Source organism: Streptococcus sp. SCPM-O-B-15304 (M98) (assembly GCF_058200215.1).
The window spans coordinates 230,183-256,123 of record NZ_JBYQGQ010000001.1; the positions used below are offsets into that span (position 1 = coordinate 230,183).

At 38.1% G+C, this 25,941-nt stretch carries 28 protein-coding genes; 22 read left to right on the forward strand and 6 right to left on the reverse strand.

The window, feature by feature from the left end; all coding sequences use genetic code 11:
* Positions 1-26 precede the first annotated feature (26 nt).
* A complete protein-coding gene (rlmD, locus tag AC3E7H_RS01080; RefSeq protein WP_000914602.1) occupies positions 27-1,382 on the forward strand; it encodes a 23S rRNA (uracil(1939)-C(5))-methyltransferase RlmD in 1,356 nt (451 codons plus the stop codon).
* 145 nt (positions 1,383-1,527) lie between these two features.
* On the forward strand, positions 1,528-2,277 hold the full coding sequence (locus tag AC3E7H_RS01085) for a CPBP family intramembrane glutamic endopeptidase (protein WP_075228571.1): 750 nt from the start codon (positions 1,528-1,530) through the stop codon (positions 2,275-2,277).
* 410 nt (positions 2,278-2,687) lie between these two features.
* Here the strand turns inward: AC3E7H_RS01085 and AC3E7H_RS01090 are convergent, their stop codons facing one another.
* Complete coding sequence (locus AC3E7H_RS01090) at positions 2,688-3,479, reverse strand: CPBP family intramembrane glutamic endopeptidase (RefSeq protein WP_001102348.1); 792 nt, start codon at positions 3,477-3,479, stop codon at positions 2,688-2,690.
* A 4-nt stretch (positions 3,480-3,483) separates the two neighbouring features.
* Positions 3,484-4,371: a helix-turn-helix domain-containing protein gene (locus AC3E7H_RS01095; protein ID WP_000141631.1), complete on the reverse strand. Its 888-nt coding sequence runs from the start codon at positions 4,369-4,371 to the stop codon at positions 3,484-3,486.
* 289 nt (positions 4,372-4,660) lie between these two features.
* On the opposite strand from AC3E7H_RS01095, the gene AC3E7H_RS01100 reads away from it, so the two are divergent.
* The 10 genes from AC3E7H_RS01100 to AC3E7H_RS01145 all read left to right on the forward strand — a co-directional run bounded on the left by AC3E7H_RS01100 (position 4,661) and on the right by AC3E7H_RS01145 (position 11,168).
* On the forward strand, positions 4,661-5,446 hold the full coding sequence (locus AC3E7H_RS01100) for an alpha/beta fold hydrolase (RefSeq protein WP_000668472.1): 786 nt from the start codon (positions 4,661-4,663) through the stop codon (positions 5,444-5,446).
* 21 nt (positions 5,447-5,467) lie between these two features.
* Positions 5,468-6,301, forward strand: coding sequence for an ADP-ribosylglycohydrolase family protein (locus tag AC3E7H_RS01105; RefSeq protein WP_000900065.1), 834 nt, complete (start codon positions 5,468-5,470; stop codon positions 6,299-6,301).
* Between the two features lie 59 nt (positions 6,302-6,360).
* A complete protein-coding gene (locus tag AC3E7H_RS01110) occupies positions 6,361-6,597 on the forward strand; it encodes a hypothetical protein (RefSeq protein WP_000402376.1) in 237 nt (78 codons plus the stop codon).
* Between the two features lie 265 nt (positions 6,598-6,862).
* Positions 6,863-7,249, forward strand: coding sequence for a hypothetical protein (locus AC3E7H_RS01115; RefSeq protein ID WP_000814174.1), 387 nt, complete (start codon positions 6,863-6,865; stop codon positions 7,247-7,249).
* A gap of 45 nt (positions 7,250-7,294) precedes the next feature.
* On the forward strand, positions 7,295-8,176 hold the full coding sequence (locus AC3E7H_RS01120) for a diacylglycerol/lipid kinase family protein (RefSeq protein WP_001033741.1): 882 nt from the start codon (positions 7,295-7,297) through the stop codon (positions 8,174-8,176).
* Between the two features lie 41 nt (positions 8,177-8,217).
* On the forward strand, positions 8,218-8,739 hold the full coding sequence (locus tag AC3E7H_RS01125; protein WP_000161461.1) for an RDD family protein: 522 nt from the start codon (positions 8,218-8,220) through the stop codon (positions 8,737-8,739).
* Positions 8,740-8,915: 176 nt separating this feature from the next.
* Positions 8,916-9,800, forward strand: a complete 885-nt coding sequence (locus AC3E7H_RS01130) for a DUF4300 family protein (RefSeq protein WP_000868693.1) — start codon at positions 8,916-8,918, stop codon at positions 9,798-9,800.
* A 14-nt stretch (positions 9,801-9,814) separates the two neighbouring features.
* On the forward strand, positions 9,815-9,997 hold the full coding sequence (locus AC3E7H_RS01135) for a hypothetical protein (protein WP_000454373.1): 183 nt from the start codon (positions 9,815-9,817) through the stop codon (positions 9,995-9,997).
* A 4-nt stretch (positions 9,998-10,001) separates the two neighbouring features.
* The gene (locus tag AC3E7H_RS01140; protein WP_000422664.1) at positions 10,002-10,313 is read left to right on the forward strand and encodes a hypothetical protein; all 312 of its coding nucleotides are present in this window, start codon (positions 10,002-10,004) and stop codon (positions 10,311-10,313) included.
* A gap of 48 nt (positions 10,314-10,361) precedes the next feature.
* The gene (locus AC3E7H_RS01145; protein WP_000963200.1) at positions 10,362-11,168 is read left to right on the forward strand and encodes a hypothetical protein; all 807 of its coding nucleotides are present in this window, start codon (positions 10,362-10,364) and stop codon (positions 11,166-11,168) included.
* A 30-nt stretch (positions 11,169-11,198) separates the two neighbouring features.
* On the opposite strand, the gene AC3E7H_RS01150 is transcribed toward AC3E7H_RS01145, so the two are convergent.
* Positions 11,199-12,218, reverse strand: coding sequence for a hypothetical protein (locus AC3E7H_RS01150; RefSeq protein ID WP_000495162.1), 1,020 nt, complete (start codon positions 12,216-12,218; stop codon positions 11,199-11,201).
* 247 nt (positions 12,219-12,465) lie between these two features.
* Between AC3E7H_RS01150 and AC3E7H_RS01155 the strand changes: the two genes are divergently transcribed.
* From AC3E7H_RS01155 to aguB, 7 genes are all read left to right on the forward strand, one after another.
* Entirely contained in the window at positions 12,466-13,482 is a 1,017-nt protein-coding gene (locus AC3E7H_RS01155; RefSeq protein ID WP_490675964.1) for a hypothetical protein, read from the forward strand.
* 599 nt (positions 13,483-14,081) lie between these two features.
* A complete protein-coding gene (locus AC3E7H_RS01160; protein WP_075228572.1) occupies positions 14,082-15,536 on the forward strand; it encodes an aminotransferase class I/II-fold pyridoxal phosphate-dependent enzyme in 1,455 nt (484 codons plus the stop codon).
* On the forward strand, positions 15,537-16,397 hold the full coding sequence (gene speE, locus AC3E7H_RS01165) for a polyamine aminopropyltransferase (RefSeq protein ID WP_000366716.1): 861 nt from the start codon (positions 15,537-15,539) through the stop codon (positions 16,395-16,397). It begins immediately after the preceding gene.
* Positions 16,394-17,653: a saccharopine dehydrogenase family protein gene (locus AC3E7H_RS01170; protein ID WP_000088788.1), complete on the forward strand. Its 1,260-nt coding sequence runs from the start codon at positions 16,394-16,396 to the stop codon at positions 17,651-17,653. The genes speE and AC3E7H_RS01170 overlap by 4 nt, the downstream gene beginning before the upstream one ends.
* Entirely contained in the window at positions 17,653-18,780 is a 1,128-nt protein-coding gene (nspC, locus tag AC3E7H_RS01175) for a carboxynorspermidine decarboxylase (RefSeq protein WP_000764393.1), read from the forward strand. The genes AC3E7H_RS01170 and nspC overlap by 1 nt, the downstream gene beginning before the upstream one ends.
* Positions 18,777-19,862 (forward strand): agmatine deiminase, encoded by a 1,086-nt coding sequence (gene aguA, locus AC3E7H_RS01180; RefSeq protein WP_000969477.1) that lies wholly within the window; start codon positions 18,777-18,779, stop codon positions 19,860-19,862. Before nspC ends, aguA begins: the two co-directional genes overlap by 4 nt.
* Before the next feature lie 9 nt (positions 19,863-19,871).
* A complete protein-coding gene (aguB, locus tag AC3E7H_RS01185) occupies positions 19,872-20,747 on the forward strand; it encodes an N-carbamoylputrescine amidase (protein WP_001246771.1) in 876 nt (291 codons plus the stop codon).
* A 31-nt stretch (positions 20,748-20,778) separates the two neighbouring features.
* On the opposite strand, the gene AC3E7H_RS01190 is transcribed toward aguB, so the two are convergent.
* Genes AC3E7H_RS01190 through AC3E7H_RS01200 form a run of 3 tightly spaced genes read right to left on the reverse strand, consistent with a single transcriptional unit; the run spans position 20,779 to position 22,628 of the window.
* Positions 20,779-21,594, reverse strand: a complete 816-nt coding sequence (locus tag AC3E7H_RS01190; protein WP_075228574.1) for a TIGR03943 family putative permease subunit — start codon at positions 21,592-21,594, stop codon at positions 20,779-20,781.
* A complete protein-coding gene (locus tag AC3E7H_RS01195) occupies positions 21,591-22,496 on the reverse strand; it encodes a permease (RefSeq protein WP_075228575.1) in 906 nt (301 codons plus the stop codon). The genes AC3E7H_RS01190 and AC3E7H_RS01195 overlap by 4 nt, the downstream gene beginning before the upstream one ends.
* Positions 22,497-22,628 (reverse strand): SPJ_0845 family protein, encoded by a 132-nt coding sequence (locus AC3E7H_RS01200; RefSeq protein WP_000268695.1) that lies wholly within the window; start codon positions 22,626-22,628, stop codon positions 22,497-22,499.
* Positions 22,629-22,783: 155 nt separating this feature from the next.
* On the opposite strand from AC3E7H_RS01200, the gene AC3E7H_RS01205 reads away from it, so the two are divergent.
* Genes AC3E7H_RS01205 through AC3E7H_RS01215 form a run of 3 tightly spaced genes read left to right on the forward strand, consistent with a single transcriptional unit; the run spans position 22,784 to position 25,682 of the window.
* Entirely contained in the window at positions 22,784-24,913 is a 2,130-nt protein-coding gene (locus tag AC3E7H_RS01205) for a Tex family protein (RefSeq protein WP_075228576.1), read from the forward strand.
* Positions 24,900-25,349: a SprT family protein gene (locus tag AC3E7H_RS01210; RefSeq protein WP_049548412.1), complete on the forward strand. Its 450-nt coding sequence runs from the start codon at positions 24,900-24,902 to the stop codon at positions 25,347-25,349. The genes AC3E7H_RS01205 and AC3E7H_RS01210 overlap by 14 nt, the downstream gene beginning before the upstream one ends.
* Positions 25,350-25,409: 60 nt before the next feature.
* Positions 25,410-25,682: a PspC domain-containing protein gene (locus AC3E7H_RS01215; RefSeq protein WP_049548413.1), complete on the forward strand. Its 273-nt coding sequence runs from the start codon at positions 25,410-25,412 to the stop codon at positions 25,680-25,682.
* The last annotated feature ends 259 nt before the right edge of the window (positions 25,683-25,941 follow it).

Here is a 25,941-nt window from a genome sequence, read left to right on the forward strand (position 1 = left end):
TTGTTGGCTGATAGAAAGTGAAACATATGTTAAAGAAAAATGATATTGTAGAAGTAGAGATTGTCGATTTGACACATGAAGGAGCAGGTGTTGCCAAGGTAGATGGCTTGGTCTTTTTTGTAGAGAATGCTCTACCGACTGAGAAGATCCTTATGCGTGTCCTTAAAGTCAACAAGAAGATTGGCTTTGGTAAAGTCGAGGAATACCTTACGCAATCACCACATCGCAACCTAGACTTAGATTTGGCATACTTACGTTCAGGTATTGCCGACCTAGGTCATCTAGCTTATCCAGAGCAACTCAAGTTCAAAAACAAGCAAGTAAAAGACAGCCTCTATAAAATTGCAGGAATCAGGGATGTAGAGGTTGCTGATACTCTTGGTATGGAACATCCGGTCAAGTACCGTAACAAGGCTCAAGTCCCTGTTCGTCGTGTTAATGGTGTTCTAGAAACTGGTTTCTTCCGTAAGAATTCTCATGACCTTATGCCATTGGAAGATTTTTACATTCAGGATCCAGTCATTGATCAAGTTATTGTGGCTTTGCGAGATTTGCTCCGTCGATATGACTTAAAGCCTTATGATGAGAAGGAACAGTCAGGCTTGATTCGTAACCTTGTTGTGCGTCGTGGATATCATTCAGGACAAATCATGGTTATTTTGGTGACAACTCGTCCTAAAGTTTTCAGAGTTGAACAGGTGATTGAACAACTGATCAAGCAATTTCCAGAAATTGTGTCAGTCATGCAGAATATCAATGACCAAAACACCAATGCGATTTTCGGGAAAGAATGGCGTACACTTTATGGTCAAGACTACATTACCGACCAAATGTTGGGCAATGATTTCCAAATCTCTGGACCAGCCTTTTACCAGGTCAATACCGAAATGGCAGAGAAGCTTTATCAAACAGCCATTGACTTTGCGGAGTTAAGAGCAGAGGATGTGGTCATTGATGCCTACTCAGGAATTGGGACCATTGGACTATCTGTCGCTAAACATGTCAAGGAAGTTTATGGCGTAGAGGTTATCTCAGAAGCAGTAGAGAATAGCCAGAAGAATGCTGCCTTAAACAATATCACCAATGCCCACTATGTCTGCGATACAGCTGAAAATGCCATGAAGAATTGGCTCAAGGAAGGCATCCAACCAACTGCTATCCTAGTCGACCCACCACGCAAGGGGTTGACCGAAAGCTTTATCAAAGCCAGCGCCCAAACAGAAGCTGATCGCATCGCTTATATCTCTTGTAATGTAGCAACCATGGCTCGAGATATCAAACTCTATCAAGAGCTAGGCTATGAATTGAAGAAAGTCCAGCCGGTTGATCTTTTCCCGCAGACGCATCATGTTGAGTGTGTTGGATTACTTGAAAAAGCGTAAAAACCTTCTAACAAAAGGGATACTGAAAAGCCTTGAATGTAACGCTTTTTGTGTTTTTATGATAGAATATAGGTAGTTATAATCAAGACCAACTAATAAGCAGTAACAAATATTACATTTAAAATAATCAAGATATGGAGATGAAATGACAGAAATTGATAAAAGGAATTTTAAAAATTATCTTTGTTTTACATTTGGAATTTCTTATATAGCTTGGGGGCTTCTTGCCATCTTTACTCAATCTCATATTTTTGGATTAGAAACATTTATAGGGAGAATGTTACATATAGTAGGTGCACTTGGTCCAGCTATTGCAAGTGGCTTTTATTTGAAAAGTAATAATATAAAATTTAAACATTTTGTATTTAATAAAAGAAAAAATAGTAATATTTATTTCATTATTCACCTGTTAGCAATTTTGATACTATTTTCTGTATCTTCTTTAGAATTAAATGGAGTATCAATTTATCTGATGCCATTATTCTTTATACAATTAATTTTTTTTGGTGGCGGACATGAAGAATTAGGATGGAGAGGTATATTACAACCATTACTTGATAAAAAATATACTTATTGGCAATCTAATTTGATTGTAGGTTCAATCTGGGGAATTTGGCATCTGCCTTTATGGTTTATAGTTGGAGAAAGTCATCAAGGATTTCCTTTTATTTTATTTTTTATATATACATTATTTCTAAGTTTTGTTTTAGGGCTTCTTTACCGTCAAACCCAATCAGTGGGTTACTGTATATTATTTCATGCGTTCGCAAATTTGTTAAATCTCTATTTTGTGTTAAAAATTAATCTTATTTTTATTATCATTTTTATTACTTATTTAATTTATACAATATTAGCGGGTAATAGAATTAGTAAGGAAAAGGATTTTAAATCTTAGAATGGATGTTGTTTCTTTTGGAAGAAGTGATCGACTTTCCGTTCCACAGTATTAATTCAAAATCATTGTAATTGGACTTACGTGGTTATGGATAAAGATTGGTGTCCTTTTTGTTATGGAATTGAGTCAGGAAAATGAATTTGAGGTCGATGAGTTTTCATTAAATTTTAGTTATGAGAATGAATTATGTGTTCTTTTAGATTGGATTAGATTAGTGGTTCTCATGGCAAAGGAATAAAATTAATACTGATATCATATTAGAAGTTATTTTTCTATTTTTAAAGCAGTTAACCAATTGGTTAGCTGCTCTTATTTTGTGACTTGGAATTCGCTGTGTTGAGGTATATCAAATTACTGGTTTGTAAAACGATATTGTCTTTGTACTCAAAATAGAAACAGCTTAACTATAGTTAGTGATAGTATTTAAAATTAGATCTATTTCGTATATGCATTGCAATCGGAGTGATGAGTAGGTATAGCAAGGTCAAAATGATAAAAAATCCGATATCAGCATCCAAAAATACATAAACAATATTAAAGCCAAAATGCATGAAAATAGTATAAATCAAATTGTTATATTTCTCCAAAATAATATTCATTAAAATCGTAATGGATGTAATTACAACTATGTTAGCAATAATATATGGAATCGCACGCCAATCCGTGAATTTTGAATCTACAACCCACAGAAGTGTATGCCAGAAACACCAGACTAGGCCTTGGTAAATAGAGGATTTTAAAAAATGATACTTTTTATTAAATTCTTCTCTCATATAACCACGCCAACCTAATTCTTCACCAGTCGGACCTGATGTAAATGATAAGAATATACTTAGTGGCAATGATACTGTTCCTAGATTGATGTAGGAGAACATTGTTTTTTGGGTCATAAGTGAGTAAATGAAGAGTGATAATATACTGAGCCCAAATGTAATACCAAATGAAGATAGGAGTGGGAGTAGCGAAACTTTAGCAGAGAAACACCGCTTAAGAAAAGTAGTTATTTTTTCATCAGTCCGGAAATATTTCCATCCAAATAAAAGGAGGTATGAAGGAGACCATGCGACGATATTTCGTACTATCCACATAACAACAGGTGGGACTTTAAACAATAGACTTGCGGGGGCTGCTACAAAAATAATGAGGGCCCAAACAAGGATATAAGAACTGAGGATGTATCTTTTTAAATAATTTACATTCATTTAGTTACCCTCTTTCTTTAACTGTATAGACAACAAGTTCACTATTGATACCATTTAGTTCAATTAAATTATCAGAATCTGATGAATCAAAGCGTTCAGTGTTTTGTCCATCTTTTTCAAAATAAATGTGTGTTCCAATACCTTTCGAAACAGCGGTAAATATACTATTTTCTGGGATACAAATTCGTGATGTGGCTGATATTTGATTAATGGAAAGATCACCGTTTAGATAATTACAAAACACTTCCATATCAAGATTACAGTTGATTTTCACTTTACCTGAAATGTCTTCCAGAGTAATACGAGGCGTCTTAATGTCAAGCTCGATATTATCGCATTGTAGAGAATGAATCTCTATAGATTCTGCATTAACCGCACATTCAATGTGGCTAATATAGGAAGTTGGGATTTGCACAAAAATACTAACAGTTTTTTTAGCTGTTGCTTCAGTTACACCATTATAACGTTTTACGTCTACGTCAATTCTTTTTCTACTATCATCGATTTTTACTTTGAAATCATTTTGAAGTGTAGAAAGAAGGTTAGAAACCAGACAAACTCGAATTTTTTCGCCGTTATATCCGGAAAGAATAAATTTTTCTGCACCTCCAAATTTCATATCATAGCTCTTAGTTTTATCGATATCGTACTCTGTGATACTTTCGAAAAGATATTCGCTAGTTTTGGAAGTATTTTTTTCATTGCAGAATAGTTCGTCGATAGAAATGTTAAATAGGTTGGCAATTGCTATAATATTTTCTATATCTGGAATTCCAGCACCTGTTTCCCATTTTGTTACGGCTTGTCTTGAAACACCAATTTTTTCTGCTAAAAGTTCCTGAGACATTCCTATTTGTTTCCGTATTGTTTTTAATTTTTCAGCAAATGTCATGTTATATGACCTCCTCTATATATTTTATAATGTAAATTGTCATATATTTGCATATGACTGAATTTAGTATAGTATAAACGATTATCAAGGCACAAGCAATTAGACGTTGCATTCTCATTATTTTTGCTACTTTACGTTGCATTTGTTGTTTTGATGTTGATTTTTAGTGTTATTCTAGTTATTTTATCATTGTTTGTTATATAATGAAGTAAGTACGTTAATTACACGTTGAGAACGTTTTATTACTCAACTAAGTATTACTAGAAGTCCTACAGTAAGGAGTTTAAATATGAAATTCCATGAATTTGGTGATAAGAGTTTGCCTTCTATCTTGCTGATACATGGCGGTGGCAGTTCTTGGTGGAATTATCTTCGTCAAGCACGGATCTTGTCGGAGGAGTATCGTGTCATTCTACCCACCTTGAATGGCCACGGCGAAGAATATCAACTTGATTATGTTTCTACTGAAGATTCTGCTTTGGAGATTCTAGACTATATCAAAGCAAACTGTGGTGGGAAATTGTTTGCAATCGGTGGTGTTTCACTTGGTGGTCAAATTGCTATGGAGCTTTTGTCGATAGACAGAGATATAGCTGAGAAAGCCATCATAGATGGAAGCCTCTGTATTCCTCAACCAAGGTTGGCTAAAATCAGCATCTTTCTAGTGCCTCTATTTGGTAAACTGTTGTTCGGTAAATTCTCTTGCAAACTTCAATTAAGAATGATGAACAAAATTTATCCTAAACTGGCTTATCCAGAGGAAATAAAAGCTTATTATTTGGAGGATTTGCCAAGGACACCTATCAAAACATTGGTGAGCATTTACAAAACCTATATGGGACGTTACAAGCTGAAGGAGACGATTTCTGCTAGCAAGACTCAGGTTCTTTATATTTATGGTGAAAAAGAATTGAACTGTGTGAAAGCTTCGGCGAAATTATTTCAGCAGCTACATCCAAATACAATTTTGTATGAAGCAAAGGGGTATAATCATGGTTATCTATCAGCTTACCTACCTCAAGAATGGATTGATTTGGTTGAGCCGTTTTTAAAGAGTGATCCATTGGAAATCTGATATGCTGTAAGGAGGAATCTTATGCTAGGAGCAATAGTAGGAGACATTGTAGGTTCTATTTATGAATGGAACAATATTAAAACGAAGGATTTTCCCTTGTTTAGGGACGATTGTTTTTTCACAGATGATACGGTGATGACTTGTGCTGTGGCGGAAGCGATAATAAATGGCGGACAGAAGGATGACTTCATCGATGCCATGAAGAAGTACGGCAGAATGTATCCCGATGCAGGTTACGGTGCAAGATTTGGTAATTGGGTTGATGGCGACGATCGAGAACCTTATAATAGCTTTGGCAATGGCTCAGCAATGCGTGTTTCTCCATGTGCCTGGGCCATGGATTGTAGTTTCTGTGCACGAACGGGAGCCTGGCCGTCCAGAAGATCTCTCGCACGACTTTCTGCAGAGGTGACGCATAACCATCCAGAAGGAATTAAAGGAGCTATGGCCACAGCGGATGCAATCTATATGTGCCGTTATTTCTTCGGTGGTGATGGTAGCGATAACCCTGCGGATATTAAAAGACGCGTTAAGGAACATATTGAGAAAGAGTATGGATATGACCTTTCTAAAACGTTAGATGAAATTCGTCCTACTTATCGTTTTAATGAAACTTGCCAGAATACGGTGCCTCAAGCTATCATTGCCTTTCTTGAAAGTACAGACTTCGAAGATGCTATCAGAAATGCAATTTCTCTCGGTGGAGATAGTGATACTCTCGCTGCGATAACAGGAAGTATAGCTGAAGCTGCTTATGGTATACCTGATTGGATTAAGGAAAAGGCCTATACCTATTTAGATGAGCCCTTAAAAGAGGTCCTCAGTCGCTGGGAAGAGTACATTTCAGTAAACTAATAGTGCATAGAGAAAGGATTTCCCTATGGGATTTTTTGATAGATTTAAAAGGAGAAAAAATGGAAATCGGGAAAACCTATCTAGTAAAAAAAGATATTTTCAGTTTTAAAAAAGATGAACTTTGGACTTTAGTCGACAAGGGTTATCAGGCTTATTTTGGTGAACATAATTTCGTATTTGTCAATGATGAGAAAGTGAAGGTATTTGCAGTTTTGCAAGACGGTTCAGAAGAAGATATGCATATTTATCATCATCTGGATGACTATTTTGAAGAAGTTACTCAGGAAAATTTCTAAAGAAGGTGAGCTGCAAATTGAAAAAGCTTGTTTTTAATTAAACTTAGACCTAATCTATCAAATTTAAGGAAAGTAAATTCATGTTGGGATAGACGTCCTTACAAAGGCTATTCCGATTATCAAAAAGACTTAGACTGAAACTAGGTTGAAAGCCATCTGGTTCAGTCTTTTTTTCTATTTATGTAGTATAATATAGGGTGTAGGGATTCTATTTTTTAATAGGATTTTTCCAAGAACGAAAATTCATCTAGAAAGAGGAAAAAACATGAAACAATCACTTAAATTTTTAAGAGAAAAAATTACCGATAAGATGCCCTTAGAGGATATGGTAGCCATCTTTGAAGACTTGTGTAGTGTTCCTATTGAGGATGAGATGATTTTATTTGAAACAGGGACATTTACAGCTATATCTGATAAGCCCTTGTTTCAACTATCCTTAGTAAGGCAAGCTCCAAATGAAGATGAAGAGTTTTATCAAGTTCACCTCGATATTTTCTATGAAGCATGTCAAGAGAATGAAATATTTCATGAATCGATTTGGGATGAAGATTTAGAGGAAAATATCTTTGATTACATTAGAGCTTCAGAGGTGTTTGCCTATGCTAAAGAACAGGAATACCAAGCGGTCAAAATTTATCTGGAAGAAACTTGACAAGGCTAGTTAAAGTACGGAAATCTAATGACAGGAGATTGATATATGAATAAAATAATGGTGATTATTAATCCAACATCTGGTGGCGAAAAAGCCTTGGATTATAAAGTCAAACTCGAGAATAAAGCCTTAGATTATTTTGAGCATGTTGAGACCAGATTCACTGAGAAAGCTCTTGATGCGACAAACTTTTCAGAAGAAGCTTCTAGGGAGAAGTATGATGCTGTCCTTGTTTTTGGTGGGGATGGGACTGTCAATGAAGCCATCTCCGGTATTGCTGAAAAAGACTACATTCCTAAACTTGCGATTATCCCAGGAGGAACTGGAAACCTCATCACGAAACTATTAGAAATCAATCAAGATATTGATGGTGCCATTGACGAGCTTGATTTTAGTTCTACGAATAAGATTGACATTGGCAAATCAAACGGTAATTATTTTGGTTATATCTTTAGCATTGGTTCAATACCAGAAGCCATTCATAACGTTGGGATAGAAGATAAAACAAAGTTTGGTATGCTAGCCTATGCTATTAACACCATGAACTCTGTCGTTACTGATCAAACATTTAACATTAGAGTTGAGACAGAAAATGGAAATTATATTGGCCCAGCCAGCCATGTCTTGGTTCTCCTTACCAATTATTTCGCTGACAAAAAAATCTTTAACGAAAATAAGGATGGCTATGCCAATATTTTGATTCTAAAAGATGCCTCAATCCTTACTAAATTGTCAGTTATCCCTGATTTATTAAAAGGTGATGTTGTCGTAAATGAGAATATCGAGTATATAAAAGCTCGTCATATAAAAATTTCTTCAGATATTGCATTAGAAACGGATGTTGATGGTGACAAATCGGATGACCTACCAGTGGAAATTAAGGTCCTAGGTCAGCATATCGAGGTCTATTCTCAACCGAAAGAATAATAAACTTTTGACAAGAATAGTGGATAATAAAGGAGGCGATGATGACGAAGATTTTAGCAATTAATTCTATTTCGTTAAAAAAAAGAATGATTGAATTACTATTTGATTATCTTTTCATTCTAGCTTATTTAGCACTTCTGTTTTTAGGTTCTATGCTTTTTTACACTATTTTTTTTAATGGTATTCCAGAGTTTACAGAAATTCAGTCGCAGTGTCTTGTATTTTTTACCTCTGTTTTGCCAATCATTCTACTTTTTACATTCTTTGATTATACAAAAAATGGGAGTTTCGGGAAGGCGAAAGCAGGACTTCAATTGGTTTACAAGAAAAAAACAGTGCAAGCTAGCTTGCTTAGAAACACCATTAAATTTTTTCCTTGGCAAATAGGTCATATGGGCACGATACATGGTTTCTATAGTGAGTTTGATTCCTTATCTATTATTCTCTCGTTTCTAGCTACTCTCCTCGCAGTTGCCCTACTTGCAATGATGGTTTTCAGGAAAGACAAACGACATCTAGGTGACCTGCTAGCTCATACACAGGTACAGCTAAAAGGTGACTAAAATTAAATTTTTCATAGATATTTCACTTATTAGGGAGCGTGCCATGTGCCAGCTTCCTTTTTAATGATTTAAAATCTACTTTACTTAGCAAAATGCTTGGACTTAAAATAAATTTGAACTATAATATAAGAGAAGCTTATCGACCTGAAAAATCTTAGTTAAAAAGGAAACATTTTATGAAAGTATCTAAAAAAATCAGATTAATGAGCTGCTGTGTTTTAGCTATCTTTACTTTAGCTGCCTGTGTTACAAACCAAAACCAATCTACGGAAAAACAGAATAGTTCAACTACTAAGGTGGCTAGCTCAGGTAAAGAAAGCTACAAAGGAACCTATAGCAATCTTAATAACAAGGAAAGCGAAGAAGAAGTTCGAAAAGCCTTGGCTGCACATTTGGATAAAGATAGTGTCGATGCATTTTTCAACCTTGTAAATGATTACAACGCAACTGTCGGTTCAGTAGGCTTGACTGGAGATTTTTCTACATTTACCAAAACAGACTATGATGTTGAAAAGATAAGCAATCTTTGGACGCCTAAAAAGGGTGATTTTGTCGGTACTAACTGTCGTATTAACAGTTATTGTTTATTAAAAAATTCTATCGAAATTCCTAAATTAGAGAAAGATGATTCTCTCTTGTTTGTCGATAATGATGCCATTGACAAAGGTAAGGTCTTTGATGCAGAAGACAAGGATGCTTTTGATATTTTATTCTCAAGAGTCAAGACCGAAGCAACGACTGATGTCAAAGTTCATGCTGCAAAGATGGAAAAATTCCTTTCTCAATTCAAGTTTAATGAAAATGCAAGAATGCTGTCCGTAGTCGTCCATGATGACTTGGATGGGCAATCCCTCTTTATTGGCCATGTCGGGATCCTTGTGCCAAGCGAGGATGGCTATCTCTTTGTTGAAAAATTAACCTTTGAGGAGCCTTATCAAGCCATCAAATTTGCGACCAAGGAAGATTGTTACAAATATCTAGATACAAAATACGAAAACTATACAGGTGAAGGTTTAGCGAAACCCTTTATTATGGATAATGATAAGTGGGTTCAATTCTAAAGGATGGTAATGAAATGGAAGTAGTACTGGCATTCATAATTTTTGTCTTAATCGGAGTATGGGCTGTTTGGGTTATCAAGGGAAACCAGCAGAGACCAAGAAGAAATGAACGATTTATTGGGTATATCAATCGATACGATGAAGATGGTGATCCTTACCAAGCAGAGGTTTGGGAAGTGACAGAAGATGAGGAGTAGACATATGGAATTACAAGATTTTACAGAAAAAGAACAAGAAATGATTAAAAAGGGACTAACATTCTCTAAGCTTAACGATAAGGAAACTGCCGATAAGATTATCGCCTTAATTCCTGAAGATATGATTAAACGAATTCCATTTTTTGTTAGAAAACATGCCATTACACGTACAGTCAAGAGAATTTCACTTGAGTATCCAGAATTGTATGCTGTAGCTGAACAAGAAGGCCAACTTCCTGAAAAGGAAGCTCAAGAATTGCAACAAATTCTTACAGATATTTTCCAAGAAAAAATGAACAAGCATAAGATTAAATAAGTTTTGAGATTTAGAAATAAGATGTCGATTGAACATTAGGAGTTGAGAATGGCTATTGATGGCGTTAAAATCATTGACAGTGATCAAGGTTATGACATTTACAATGAAGTAGTCGGTCGCTATAGAGACGGTGAACATGTAGCGAATATCATCAAGGATATTCTCGATGCGGAAAAAGATTACTGTCAAACAGACTTTTTTACAGAAATTTATTGGACAGCTCTTGCCTACTCACTGTGGAAGATTGGTCACCTGACAGACGACATCAGAGATAAAACCTTAGAGCTTATAAAAAAAGGGGCTGATCCATTTTGGTTGGAAATAGAACCAAAGGCTTTGAAGCAAAGGCAAAAGGTCTTGGAAAAACTTGCTCTCCAGCTGCAAACTAAAAATCCTAGGCCTCTAAAGGTCCCTAAAGCCAAAACTAAACGCAAACCTTATTTTGAAGAAGGGGATATCCTTGCTGTTAAGTTCCAAGATGAGTATGGTCTTGTCTTTGTATCTATGGTTGAGCAGAGTCCTAGAAAGCTTGAGTATCATCTAGCTTGCACGCGCCTCTTACAAACAAAAAAGCCCTCCATCGATGATTTTTTGACCAGTCAAATCTCCTGTAAGATGGACAATACAAAGTTTGCTCTAGTTACAGATTGCTGGTTCAATCACAAAGATTTAGGGCAATTATTAGAAAATATTGAAAAAATTGGACAGGTGAAACTTAGACCTTTTAGTCTTTGGATGCTAGCACCTGCCCAAAATTTAGAAGATATTTATGAAGAAATCACTAGAGATAAAGGTTCCTCTGGCCTTAGATTCATCGAAACCTATAAACTTGTCGAAGATATTTTTCCAGTTTAATGCTTATGTGATAAAGGGGGAAATGGTCAATCATTCCCACATGCTGTGCTGGGCTCTAACACCATAGCTATCTAGGGAACCATCTGAATTAAACTTAGCTTCAATCCGATACCTTTTCCAGAGGTCGTAATCTGCTGTTTGAATGGTCAGAATGAAGTTGGCATCGGTGTCAGATACATTATAATCAGCTGGATTGACTTCAAAGATATCGATTAATTTTCGTGTTTGAAAATCTTGGAGTTTGAGGTTTGCTAGCTTGACATGATTGATGGAAATATTTTCTAGTTGATTGTTATCCTTAGGTGTTCTGTAATAGGTGACGACGCAGTTTTTGAGTTGATCAGTATCTTTACCAGTGGGAGTAAGGCTCATAAAGCCATAGGACTGATTATCCCGCTTGACTTCAAGAAGCTGACCGTAGTAGAAGTGGTCGTTCTTGGGATTTGTGATGGAAGTCTCTGGACTTTTATCTTCAAAGTTAAAGCCTTGGTCCAAAAGTTCGGAAGCCTTGGTCTCCCCGATAATGACAGTGGTATCTTGAATGGTTACTGGAACAGGTTGAGCTGGAAGGCCACTCATCATGATGCAAAACATAAAAACATAACTCGTTAAAAAAGCTGTCCCGACAAAAGCGTTGGTTGATGCATAGACATGACTGTTATGAAAGTTTTTGCTTATTGCCAGTACAACAAATTTACCAATACTTTTTAAAACCATACTAACAAGTACGATAAAAAATTGTTTTTTCAAACATTCATAAATGGCTTGAGGAAAGCTATTACCATGATAGTAGAAACCAGCCAATACGAGTAGATTTACGATTAAATAGATCAGCAAGAACCAATGAATCTCTTTAAGGGCATTAGCATCAGTGATTTCTTCATAGTCGACGTGAATTCTTCCTTGAACAGCTTGGCCAAGTTTATAAATCCATTTGGGAATGTCTTTGCCTTTTTTAACCGCAACTACAAGTCTAATATAGAGATAGATGCTAAAGGACAAGGATAGAAAGAAAAGAGCATAAAAACTTAAAATAATACTAGTGAACATGACTACTTCCCCCTATTAACATTCAATAAAACAATTTCTTAGCTCCATTATAGCATTTTCTATAGAAATAGAGCTAAAAATATCAGCAAAATCCTTAAAGATAAAAAGATGGGAATCATTGACATTCATGCTTTACCGATTGTGGTCATAGAAGGCGGCCCCTTCTTCTTGCTGGTTTTATTGATTGGGAATTGGGTACTAAAGAGAAAGATAAGATTTGAGAGAGAACATAAAGGAGTAGAGAGCCATGGCTAGAACGGCGATAATAGATACTTTAATAGTTTTTGCAATCTTTAATCTGCTACTTGGTCTGGGGTTTTATCTCTTTCTAAAAAAGAGGAAAGAGAATGGGCAGTCATTATACGAAACGCCTGTAAACCAACAAACTCGAACTGAAAAGCTGGGTCTAGGTGAGATTTTGGTCTACCTGTCCCTGATTGCCATCGCGGGGATTTTTGCTTTTCAAACCTTAAATAGAGGTGGTGTTGGGAATTCTATTTTAGCCAAAATGATTCTCTTACCTGCACTAATGGCTCTTTTCAATGCAAGAAAACGAACTGGGAAGTCTATGCTTGCCCTCCTTATAACCTTTATGGTCTTTCTGGTAGGAGTCATGTTTAATCTCACGATTGGTTTGCCACCTCAAGCACCGATTTTGCAAATTAATGAAAGTAAAATCGCTTTAGCAGAAACAAAAGCAAGTGATCTGATGGAAGCTGGATTTGATATCTATGCAAGACAAGGTGATGGTGGTAGCGACTACGAATACCTCCTGACAGATGGTAATTTCCAAAAGTATTCAGGAGATAAATCAGTTACTATCGAAAAAGGCTTCAGACTTGATAGCAATGCTGTTCCTTACGCTCCCTATCTCCTGGCAAAAGATGGCATAGTACTGGGCAGTATTTCCTTTTACGGTGCTGAGGACCAGAATGAGGCTTTAGAAGATTCCAAGGTTATTCAGGTTCGATTTAACAAGGAAAGTATTGAAGAAGCAAAGAAACATTCTATCACTTTCAAGTTAGATGAACTTGACTTGACTACTCGACTGGATGTTTCTCTTGTTCAAGAAACTTTTAAAAAGCATCTATGGTCAATTCCCCCATCACATACAAGTGATGTTACTCAATTGTGGTATGGATTAAAGTGGTCCAGCAACAGTGACTCTCTATTTTGGAATGAGTATTATAGTCTCATCCGTCTAGATGAAAATTATTTGATGATTGATTTTGAACTAGCTGTTCAAGTAGCACGAGATGACTAGATAGGATTTTGAATAGTTGATTATGCTTATGATTCATTAAAGAAACTAATCTATTTAGTTTCTTTTTTTGTTTTTTGATTTAAATTTAAAACGATTTCCATTTTTAAGTTAAAGCAATTTCACGAACAAAAAAATGAATTTATTAAAAAAAGTTTCTAAAAATACTTTACAAGTATCTGAAAACATGATATAGTAATGAAGCTTAGAAAATGAGATGATGTTTTCTAGCAAATATAAACCCGAGTAAAAAATGCCTACGGACAGGCAGGGTTGAATGCCGAAGCGTGGTTGAAAAGCCACATTATTGATAGGGTTAAAAGCCTACTTTTATAAGTTGATGTTAGGACACTTGTCCTAATTCGTATAGATTTGTTAGTGTGGTGAAAGCACACGTCATCTTGTGAAACGATCAATAAAGTACGTAATATTTGCTACTAGAGAGTTAGGAAACATCAGGAACAGACATACTCAAAAGAAACAAACATAAACACGTCAGTAGATTGTAGAGCAGGTGCCAACCTGCTCTTTTTTCATAAGTATCCTTTAGAGCCTTACATGGTTAAGGTGTAAAAAATATGATAAAGGAGTATGTCTTTATAATGTTAAATCAAAACCAAGCTCCCATCTATGAGGGGTTGGTCAAGTTACGAAAGAAAAGAATTGTACCATTTGACGTACCTGGTCATAAGCGTGGCCGTGGTAACCCAGAATTAGTGGAACTTTTAGGGGAAAAATGTGTAGGTATAGATGTTAACTCTATGAAGCCCTTGGACAATCTGGGGCATCCCATTTCGATTATTCGAGAAGCTGAAGAGCTAGCAGCAGAAGCTTTTGGTGCGGCTCATACCTTTTTAATGATTGGGGGAACAACTTCATCCGTGCAGACCATGATTCTCTCCACCTGTAAAGCAGGAGATAAAATCATCCTTCCCCGAAACGTTCATAAGTCAGCTATTAATGCACTCGTTTTATGTGGCGCCATTCCCATTTATATCGAGATGAGTGTGGATCCAAAAATCGGTATCGCACTGGGACTTGAAAATGACCGTGTAGCACAAGCTATTCAGGAACATCCAGATGCCAAGGCTATCCTAATCAACAATCCAACTTACTATGGAATTTGTTCAGACCTTAAGGGTCTAACAGAGATGGCTCACGCTGCAGGAATGAAAGTCTTAGTTGACGAGGCGCACGGTGCTCATCTGCACTTTACAGATAAACTTCCTCTATCCGCTATGGATGCAGGAGCAGATATGTCAGCTGTATCCATGCATAAGTCCGGTGGTAGCTTGACTCAAAGTTCCCTTCTTTTAGTTGGCGATCAGATGAATCCTGAGTACGTACGTCAGATTATTAATCTGTCACAGTCAACATCAGCATCTTACTTGCTGATGTCGAGTCTTGATGTTTCACGTCGAAACTTAGCCCTTCGTGGTAAAGAGTCCTTTGAAAAGGTCATTGAGTTGTCCGAATATGCTAGACGAGAAATCAATGCCATCGGTGGCTACTACGCCTACTCAAAAGAACTAGTAGATGGTGTCTCAGTTTGTGATTTTGATGTAACCAAGCTGTCAGTTTACACACAAGGTATTGGTCTAACAGGGATTGAAGTTTATGATCTCTTACGGGATGAATATGACATTCAGATTGAGTTTGGCGATATTGGGAATATCTTGGCCTACATTTCGATTGGTGACCGTATCCAAGACATTGAACGCTTGGTCGGTGCTCTAGCTGATATCAAGAGACTCTACTCGAGAGATGGGAAAGACTTGATTGCTGGAGAATATATCCAGCCTGAGTTAGTGCTTTCTCCTCAGGAAGCCTTCTACTCAGAGAGAAGAAGTTTAACCCTGGACGAGTCTGTTGGCCAGGTCTGTGGTGAATTCGTCATGTGCTATCCTCCAGGTATTCCAATCCTAGCGCCAGGTGAACGGATTACACGAGAAATTGTTGATTATATCCAATTTGCCAAAGAACGTGGTTGTTCCCTCCAAGGAACGGAAGATCCAGAGGTCAATCACATCAATGTTATTGAGAGAAAGGAGAACTAAATGGATTTATGGTTTTCTGAAGTTCATACTCCAGATGTGAAATTGTCTCTGAGAACAGCCAAACAACTCTACGCTGGTAAAAGTGAATGGCAGGATATCGAAGTTTTAGACACGCCTGCTTTTGGGAAGATATTGATTTTAAATGGGCATGTCTTGTTTTCAGATGCAGATGACTTTGTCTACAATGAAATGACAGTTCATGTTCCAATGGCTGTCCATCCTAATCCTAAGAAAGTCTTGGTTATTGGGGGTGGCGACGGTGGTGTTGCCCAGGTATTAACCCTCTATCCAGAATTGGAACAAATCGATATCGTGGAACCGGATGAGATGTTGGTTGAGGTCTGTCGAGAGTATTTTCCAGACTTTGCTGCAGGGCTAGATGATCCTCGCGTTACCATTTACTACCAAAATGGGCTTCGCTTTTTACGAAACTGCGAAGATGATTACGACATTATCATCAATGATGCGACTGATCCATTTGGACATACAGAAGGTCTTTTTACAAAGGAATTTTACGGCAATAGTTACAGAGCCTTGAAAGAAGACGGTATTATGATCTACCAGCATGGTAGTCCTTTCTTTGACGAAGATGAGTCGGCTTGTCGAAGCATGCATCGTAAGGTCAATCAAGCCTTTCCAATCAGCCGAGTTTATCAGGCACATATCCCTACCAGTCCGGCTGGCTATTGGTTATTTGGATTTGCATCGAAAAAATATCACCCTGTCAAAGATTTTGATAAGGAAGGCTGGAAAAAGCGCCAGCTATTCACAGAATACTATACTGCAAACTTACACGTTGGTGCCTTTATGTTGCCAAAATACGTTGAAGACATTTTAGAAGAAGAGGAAAGAAAAAAATGAGTCGTTTATTAGTTATCGGATGTGGGGGCGTTGCCCAAGTTGCTATTTCAAAGATTTGCCAAGACAGCGAAACTTTTACAGAAATTATGATTGCTAGCCGTACAAAGTCAAAATGTGATGACTTGAAAGCTAAATTAGAGGGCAAAACAAGTACTAAAATTGAAACAGCTGCTCTTGATGCTGATAATGTCGAAGAAGTCATTGCATTGATTGAAAGCTACAAGCCAGAAGCCGTTTTGAACGTAGCTCTACCGTACCAAGATTTGACAATTATGGATGCTTGCTTGGCAACGGGAGTTCACTATATCGACACAGCCAACTATGAGGCAGAGGATACAGAAGACCCTGAATGGCGTGCGATTTATGAGAAACGTTGTAAGGAGCTTGGATTTACTGCTTATTTTGATTACTCATGGCAATGGGCTTACCAAGAAAAATTCAAAGAAGCAGGCTTGACAGCTCTACTTGGATCTGGTTTTGACCCAGGGGTAACCAGCGTCTTTTCAGCGTATGCTTTGAAACACTACTTTGATGAAATCCACTATATCGACATTTTAGACTGTAATGGTGGTGACCACGGTTATCCATTTGCGACCAACTTTAATCCAGAAATCAACCTCCGTGAGGTTTCTGCACCAGGTTCTTACTGGGAAGATGGAAAATGGGTAGAAGTTGAAGCAATGTCTATCAAACGTGAATATGATTTCCCTCAGGTTGGTCAAAAAGACATGTATCTTCTTCACCATGAAGAAATTGAATCACTGGCTAAAAATATCCCAGGAGTTAAACGTATTCGTTTCTTCATGACTTTTGGTCAATCTTATCTAACCCACATGAAATGCTTGGAAAACGTTGGGCTCCTTCGTACAGATGCTATTAACTTTAACGGACAAGAAATCGTACCTATCCAATTCTTGAAAGCCTTGCTTCCAGATCCTGCAAGCCTTGGCCCACGCACTGTTGGTAAAACTAATATCGGCTGTATCTTTACAGGTGTTAAAGATGGTGTTGAAAAGACTATCTACATCTACAATGTTTGCGACCATCAGGAATGCTACGCAGAAGTTGGATCACAAGCCATTTCTTATACAACAGGTGTTCCAGCCATGATTGGGACAAAATTAGTGATGGATGGTACATGGAAACAGCCTGGAGTTTATAACCTTGAAGAGTTGGATCCAGACCCATTCATGGAAGATTTAAATAAATACGGCTTGCCATGGGTTGTGGTTGAAAATCCACAAATGGTGGACTGATGAAGTTAGAACAAGTACCAACACCTTCTTATATCATTGACTTAGGAAAATTAGAAGAGAATTGCCGCATTCTGCAAGAGATTCAGGAAAAAGCCGGTTGTAAGGTGTTGCTAGCTCAAAAGGCTTATTCCCTCTATAAAACCTATCCCTTGATTAGCCAGTATCTGTCAGGTACGACAGCTAGTGGACTTTATGAAGCGAAGTTAGCTAGGGAAGAATTTCCGGGGGAAGTCCATGTATTTGCGCCTGCTTTCAAGGAATCTGATATGGAAGAGTTGCTTCAAATATCTAATCATATTGTCTTTAACTCAGAGAGACAACTACGAAAATATGGTGAAACTTGTCGTGAAGCTGGTATCGGTGTTGGTCTACGCCTCAATCCTCAGTGTTCTACTCAGGGAGATCACGCGCTCTATGACCCTTGTGCACCAGGATCTCGTTTTGGAGTGACTTCAGACAAGATACCTAGTGATTTGCTGGACTTGGTTGACGGGCTTCATTTTCATACTCTTTGTGAGCAGGGGGCAGATGATTTAGAGACAACCTTGAAAGCAGTAGAAGAGCAGTTTGGGCCTTATTTGCATGAGGTCAAATGGCTCAATATGGGCGGTGGACATCACATTACAAGAGATGACTATGATGTGGACTTGCTGATTTCCGAAATCAAGCGTATCCGAAATACTTACAATCTTGAAGTCTATATCGAACCAGGAGAAGCCATTGCACTTAATGCTGGTTATTTAGCTACTGAGGTATTAGACATCGTTGAAAATGGGATTGAGACCTTAGTGTTAGATGCTTCAGCAAGCTGCCATATGCCAGATGTTCTAGAGATGCCTTATCGCCCCCCATTGAGAGACGGTTTTGAAGCGCAAGAAAAATCCTATACTTATAGACTTTCTTCCAATACTTGTCTAACAGGAGATATCATTGGAGACTATAGTTTTGAAAATCCAGTTGAGATCGGAGATAGACTTTACTTTGAAGATATGGCAATCTACTCCTTTGTCAAAAATAATACCTTTAACGGGATTGGGCTTCCAAGTTTGTATGTGATGGATAAAGAGGGTGAATGCTGTTTAGTCAAAGCCTTCGGCTATCAAGACTTTAAGGAGAGATTATCATGATGGACAGTCCAAAAAAATTAGGCTATCGTATGCCAGCAGAGTATGAACCCCATCATGGTACTCTCATGATATGGCCAACACGACCAGGATCTTGGCCTTTTCAAGGCAAGGCTGCTAAAAAAGCTTTTAGCCAGATTATCAAAACCATTGACCAAGGGGAAACAGTCTACCTTTTGGTGGAGCAGGACTATCTATCTGAAGCCCAATCCTACCTAGGCGATAGTGTTGTTTATCTAGATATTCCTACCAATGATGCCTGGGCGCGTGATACGGGTCCGACTATTCTCGTCAACGATAAAAAGGAAAAGTTGGCGGTAGATTGGTCTTTCAATGCCTGGGGTGGTGCTGTGGATGGTCTCTACCAAGACTATGAAGCAGATGACCAAGTCGCTAGTCGCTTTGCAGAAGTTTTAGAGATACCTGTTTACGATGCCAAACCTTTTGTACTGGAAGGCGGAGCTATTCACAGTGACGGTCAAGGAACGATTCTTGTGACTGAAAGTTGCCTTCTCAGTCCGGGTCGCAATCCTCATATGACAAAAGAAGAGATTGAAAATACCTTACTAGAGAGTCTTGGTGCTGAAAAAGTCATCTGGCTTCCTTATGGTATTTATCAGGATGAAACCAACGAACACGTCGACAATGTAGCAGCCTTTATTGGTCCAGCGGAGATTGTTTTAGCTTGGACAGATGATCAGGGTGATCCCCAGTATCACATGTCAGCAGCTGACCTTGCCCTTTTAGAGAAGGAAACAGATGCAAAAGGCCGGAGTTTCACTATTCATAAACTTCCGATTCCAGCTATCCATCAAGTAGTGACGGAAGAAGATTTGCCGGGCTATTCATATGAAGAAGGTGAAGAAGAGCGTTATGTAGGAGAACGTTTAGCAGCATCCTATGTGAACTTCTATATTGCCAATAAGTCTGTCTTGGTGCCACAATTTCAGGACGAAAACGACCAAGTGGCCTTAGATATTCTCAGTCAGTGCTTCCCAGACCGTGAAGTCGTAGGAATCCTAGCTAGAGATATTCTTTTAGGGGGTGGGAATATCCACTGTATTACCCAACAAATTCCAGAATAGGAGAAAAAGATGAGAAATGTAACGGTTGCAGCCATTCAGATGCAATGCGCTAAGGATGTGGAAACCAATATCCAAACAGCAGAGCGTTTAGTACGTCGGGCTGCAGAACAAGGCGCACAAATTATTCTCTTGCCCGAGTTGTTTGAACGTCCCTATTTCTGTCAGGAACGTCAGTATGACTACTACCAGTATGCCCAGTCGGTGTCAGAAAATACGGCTATCCAGCATTTTAAAGTAATTGCCAAGGAACTAAAGGTCGTTTTACCGATCAGTTTCTATGAAAAAGATGGTAATGTCTTATACAATTCTATTGCTGTCATTGATGCTGATGGGGAAGTATTAGGCGTTTATCGAAAAACACACATACCAGATGACCACTATTATCAAGAAAAGTTCTTCTTTACTCCTGGAAACACAGGCTTCAAAGTTTGGGATACTCGCTATGCGAAAATTGGTATTGGGATTTGTTGGGATCAGTGGTTCCCTGAAACAGCCCGTTGCCTTGCCATAAATGGTGCAGAATTACTCTTTTACCCAACAGCCATTGGTTCGGAGCCAATTTTGGATACAGATAGTTGTGGACATTGGCAACGTACCATGCAAGGGCATGCTGCAGCTAATATCGTTCCAGTTATCGCAGCCAATCGTTATGGTTTGGAAGAAGTCACTCCTTGCGAGGAAAATGGAGGGCAAAGTTCTAGCCTTAATTTCTACGGTTCATCCTTTATGACCGACGAAACAGGAGCTATTCTAACTCAAGCCGAACGACAAGGAGACGCTGTTCTGTTAGCAACTTATGACCTTGACAAAGGTGCAAAAGAGCGTCTGAACTGGGGTCTGTATAGAGATAGAAGACCAGATATGTATAAAGATATTGTGAGATGATAACAAAAAGTAGCCCACTCAGGCTACTTTTTTAAAATTCTTTGTAAACATAAGGATTCTCTGGTTTGTCCACTTTTATGAAAGACTGGACTTCGATTGTTGGAAGGACTTGGTTAAGTTCCTTGTGGTAGCGATTGCTAATCTTTCCTTTGACTCTCACCCATGTGTTATTGTCATAATGATTGGTATTTCCAGTGGTCAATAGGCCAAAAACTCCTGAATCAGCGATACAGTGCATGATACCAAAGCGAAAGACAAATTGACTATCGCTGTGACTGGGATCGTTGTAGACAAACCCAATAAACTCGATCTCTTTACCTTCAAATTCATTTGGATAATCATAGATAGCTTCCATGATTTCTAAGTAATTTTCATCCTTGATAACAATACTTGATTGAGCTAAGTACTTATCAGCACTCTTCCGAATAATATTTTCATGAGCTGTTTGTGAATAAAAGCGACTGGTATCCGGTTTGAGATACTGACTGCTCGTTCCTTCACTTGCTTGGATTGCCTTGTCAGTTCCTTCAGACAAAGGGAAATAATATCCTTTTGCCGATACTGTTTGTGAATCCAGAGTAACTGTTGAAAAAGTGAATCCAACTAACAAAGGCAAACTTAAGAGGACAAAACTAGCAAGCTTGGCTGAAATACTATGTAAGTGGCTATGTTCTTTCAAACGCTTGAAGCAAATATAGGCTTGAACGATGGCTAGTAACAATGACAAAACCATGGTGATATAAGCCAGATAAGAGTAGTGGAGGTTTAGATACTGATTGAGTTTACCTGATAGCTTTAGATAAAGGGTTAAGAAAAAATAACTCATCAGAATAAGAAATCGTATCATAGCATCACCCCGACTAGATAAGAATAGACAAGAACAACAAGAGTTACAATTGTCATGAAATGCCAAATAAAGCGAGTTTTGAGATAGTTCTTCATCATGAGTAAGTTCTTGACATCAAGCATGGGACCTATAACCAGAAAGGCAAGCACTGGAGCAAAGCCAAAACTTGAGAGAAGAGAAGATCCAATAAAGGCATCCGCTTCACTACAGAGGGATAGTAGGAAAGATAAGACCATCAGAAGAACAATCGCAAGTAGTGGTGTTGCGCTGATAGAAGTCAGGATCCTAGTTGGTACATAAACCTGAACTATGCTAGCAAACAGACAACCGAAAACCAAATAACGTCCCATATCAAAGAATTCATCGATAGCTTGGATAAAGACCTGAAGAATTTTTTGACCTTTACTCAAGTGAGAAAAATCATGCTCATGACAAGCCAATCTATTTTCTTTTTGAATCGATTCTTCCCAGAAAAATCCGAGGAAAATACCCAATATCGTAGCAATGAGTATTGCCCCTAAAGCTCTTAGAAGAACCATTTGAATGGAATTGCCAAAAGCTGAATAGGTCGAAAAGAGTACGATGGGATTAATGATTGGAGCTGTTACTAGAAAGGGAACAGCTGTATAGCTTGGAACCTTCTTCTCCAAGAAACGATTGATGATAGGGACAATCCCACACTCACAAGAGGGAAAGAGAAAACCAATGAAGGTACCAAAAAAGATTCTCCCCAAACGATTTTTAGGGAGAAATGTATAAACCTTCTCAGGAGTGACGTAGACTTCAATAGCACCAGAGATGATGCTACCAATTAAGACGAAGGGTAGGGCTTCAATGATGATTGATAGAAAAATAGCGCCAGCTTGTAACACACTAGAAGGTAGACTTTGAAAGAGTGTCATCTATTTTTTCTTTTCTGCCTTATCTTTCTTCTCTTTGTCGTCTGGAAATGTTACTTGTTTCAAATCAGGAAGTTTGGCAAACTCTTCGAACATTTTATCTAAGTCATCAGTTTTTGTAAATTTAACAGCCATAAGGCATACCTCGATTCTTTGTGTTACCTCTATTATACTATTATTTCTGGGAAATAGTTATATTTTATAATCAACTTCCTTTTTATCTTTATAAAGTTGAAATAAAGCAACAAATTAATGAAAACAAGCTTTCTTCCTTATGGTATAATAGTTTCATGGATAAAAAATATGAAAAAATTTCCCAAGATTTGGGTGTAAGCTTAAAGCAAATTGATACGGTCTTGTCTTTGACAGCAGAAGGAGCAACCATTCCCTTTATCGCTCGTTATCGGAAAGACATGACTGGTAGTTTGGATGAGGTGGCTATTAAAGCTATTATCGACCTTGATAAAAGTCTAACTGCTCTAAATGATCGAAAAGAAGCAGTTTTAGCAAAAATCAAAGAGCAAGGCAAGCTGACCAAGGAATTGGAAGAAGCCATCTTAGCTGCTGAAAAACTAGCAGATGTTGAAGAACTTTATCTTCCTTATAAAGAAAAACGCCGCACCAAGGCGACAATTGCGCGTGAGGCAGGGCTTTTCCCTCTTGCTCGCTTAATCTTACAAAATGTTTCTGACCTAGAAAAAGAAGCAGAAGCATTTGTCTGTGAAGGATTCGAGACTCCACAAGATGCTTTAGCAGGTGCAGTTGATATTTTGGTTGAAGCTCTCTCTGAGGATGTCAATTTGCGTTCGATGACTTATCAAGAGGTCCTTAGACATTCTAAGATTACTTCACAAGTCAAGGACGAAAGTTTGGATGAAAAGCAAGTCTTTCAGATTTATTATGATTTCTCAGAGACGGTTGCTAACATGCAGGGATATCGTACTCTTGCCCTTAATCGTGGTGAGAAGTTAGGCGTCTTGAAAATTGGTTTTGAGCATGCGACTGATCGTATTCAAGCCTTCTTTGCTGCTCGTTTTAAGGTTAAGAATGCTTATATTGACGAAGTTGTTCAGCAGTCTGTTAAGAAAAAAGTCTTACCAGCTATCGAGCGCCGTATTCGTACTGAATTGACAGAAAAGGCAGAAGAAGGAGCTATTCAACTCTTCTCAGAAAACCTCCGTAATCTTCTTCTGGTAGCACCGCTAAAAGGGCGCGTGGTTCTTGGATTTGACCCTGCCTTTCGTACAGGTGCCAAGCTTGCGGTCGTTGATGCGACTGGTAAGATGCTGACAACACAAGTCATTTATCCAGTCAAACCAGCTTCAGCTCGTCAGATTGAAGAAGCTAAGCGTGATTTGGCAGATTTGATTGGCCAATACGGTGTTGAAATCATCGCTATCGGGAATGGTACTGCCAGTCGTGAAAGTGAAGCTTTTGTTGCTGAAGTACTGAAGGATTTTCCAGAAGTCAGCTATGTCATTGTCAATGAGAGTGGTGCGTCTGTCTACTCAGCTAGTGAACTTGCCCGCCAGGAGTTTCCAGAACTAACCGTTGAAAAACGTTCTGCTATCTCAATTGCTCGCCGTTTGCAAGATCCTCTTGCTGAATTGGTTAAAATCGATCCTAAATCCATCGGTGTCGGTCAATATCAGCATGACGTTAGTCAGAAGAAACTGTCTGAAAGTCTTGATTTCGTGGTGGATACAGTTGTTAACCAAGTCGGTGTCAATATCAATACAGCTAGTCCAGCCTTGCTTTCACATGTTGCAGGACTAAACAAAACCATCTCTGAAAATATCGTTAAGTACCGTGAAGAAGAAGGAAAAATCACTTCACGCGCCCAAATCAAGAAAGTTCCTCGCCTAGGGGCAAAAGCTTTTGAGCAGGCTGCAGGTTTCCTTCGTATTCCTGAAAGCAGCAACATCCTTGACAATACTGGTGTTCACCCAGAAAACTATGCAGCGGTCAAGGAACTCTTCAAACGCTTAGATATTAAAGACCTAAATGAAGAAGCGCAAGCCAAGCTAAAATCCGTTTCAATCAAGGAAATGGCTCAAGAGCTAGAACTCGGTCAAGAAACACTTAAAGACATTATCGCTGACCTTCTCAAACCAGGACGTGATTTCCGTGATTCTTTTGATGCTCCAGTCCTACGTCAGGATGTTTTGGATATCATGGACTTAAAAGTTGGCCAGAAGCTTGAGGGCGTTGTTCGTAACGTCGTTGACTTCGGTGCCTTTGTTGACATTGGTATTCACGAGGATGGCCTGATTCATATCTCTCACATGAGCAAGAGATTCATCAAGCATCCGAGTCAAGTCGTTTCAGTTGGTGATTTGGTAACCGTTTGGGTGAAGAAGATTGATGTCCAACGAGAAAAAGTAAATCTGTCGCTCCTTGCACCAGATGAATCTAACTAATTACGTTAAACAAGTTTCTTTAGAAGACTTTGGGAAACCTTTCAAACACCAAGCTCAATGGAATACTCGCCTACGGTCGACAGGTGGGCGATTCTTTCCAAAGGATGGGCATTTGGATTTTAATCCAAAAGTCTATCAAGAACTTGGTTTAGAGGTTTTTCGGAAAATTGTCCGTCACGAACTCTGTCATTATCATCTATACTATGAGGGCAAGGGGTATAAACATAAAGATGTAGCCTTTAAGAAACTGTTAAAAGAAGTGGACGGGCTCCGCTTTGTTCCTCCCTTATCAAGTGTTAATCAAACACCAGCTCTAGTCTATACTTGTCAGACTTGTCACCAAACCTATCAACGAAAGCGACGAATTGATACTAAACGTTATCGTTGTGGTCTTTGTCGTGGCAAACTTATCCTACAAAATCCGCCTAAGGACTGATGCAAGCAGTTTTTATTTCATGTTATACTTATTACAAGAATACCGAAAGAGGTACAAATCATGAATAGAAAATTTTATAAAATGAGACGAAATCGTATGATATCAGGAGTACTTGCTGGACTATCTGATAAATGGGATCTTGATGTCACCCTTGTGCGCTTCATTTTTGCTATCTTTACAATCGCAAACTTTGGACTTGGAATCATCATCTACATCATCTTAGCCTCTATCTTGCCAACAAAGGAAGATATCGAAGCAGAAATGTACGGAACAGGACCACGTAAGATTAAAGAGGCTGAACCAATCGATGATAATGAAGGTTGGTTTTGGTAACCATATTACCATTCATTTGAAGTATTAAACCCTTGTAGTATCAAGGGTTTTTCTTTTGCTTAAAAATTTGTGGTAAACTAATAGTAGTTCATATCAAAAAAATAATCCAATCTTACAAAAATGTAAGATTACAGACCTCTTTTGTAAGGTTATGTTATGGAACCAACTCTTTTTTTAGAGTACACTTATATCAGAAAGATAAAGTAGCAATACTATGAAAACAATTTTACAAAAGAAACAAACAAGTAAGCCGAGTCCA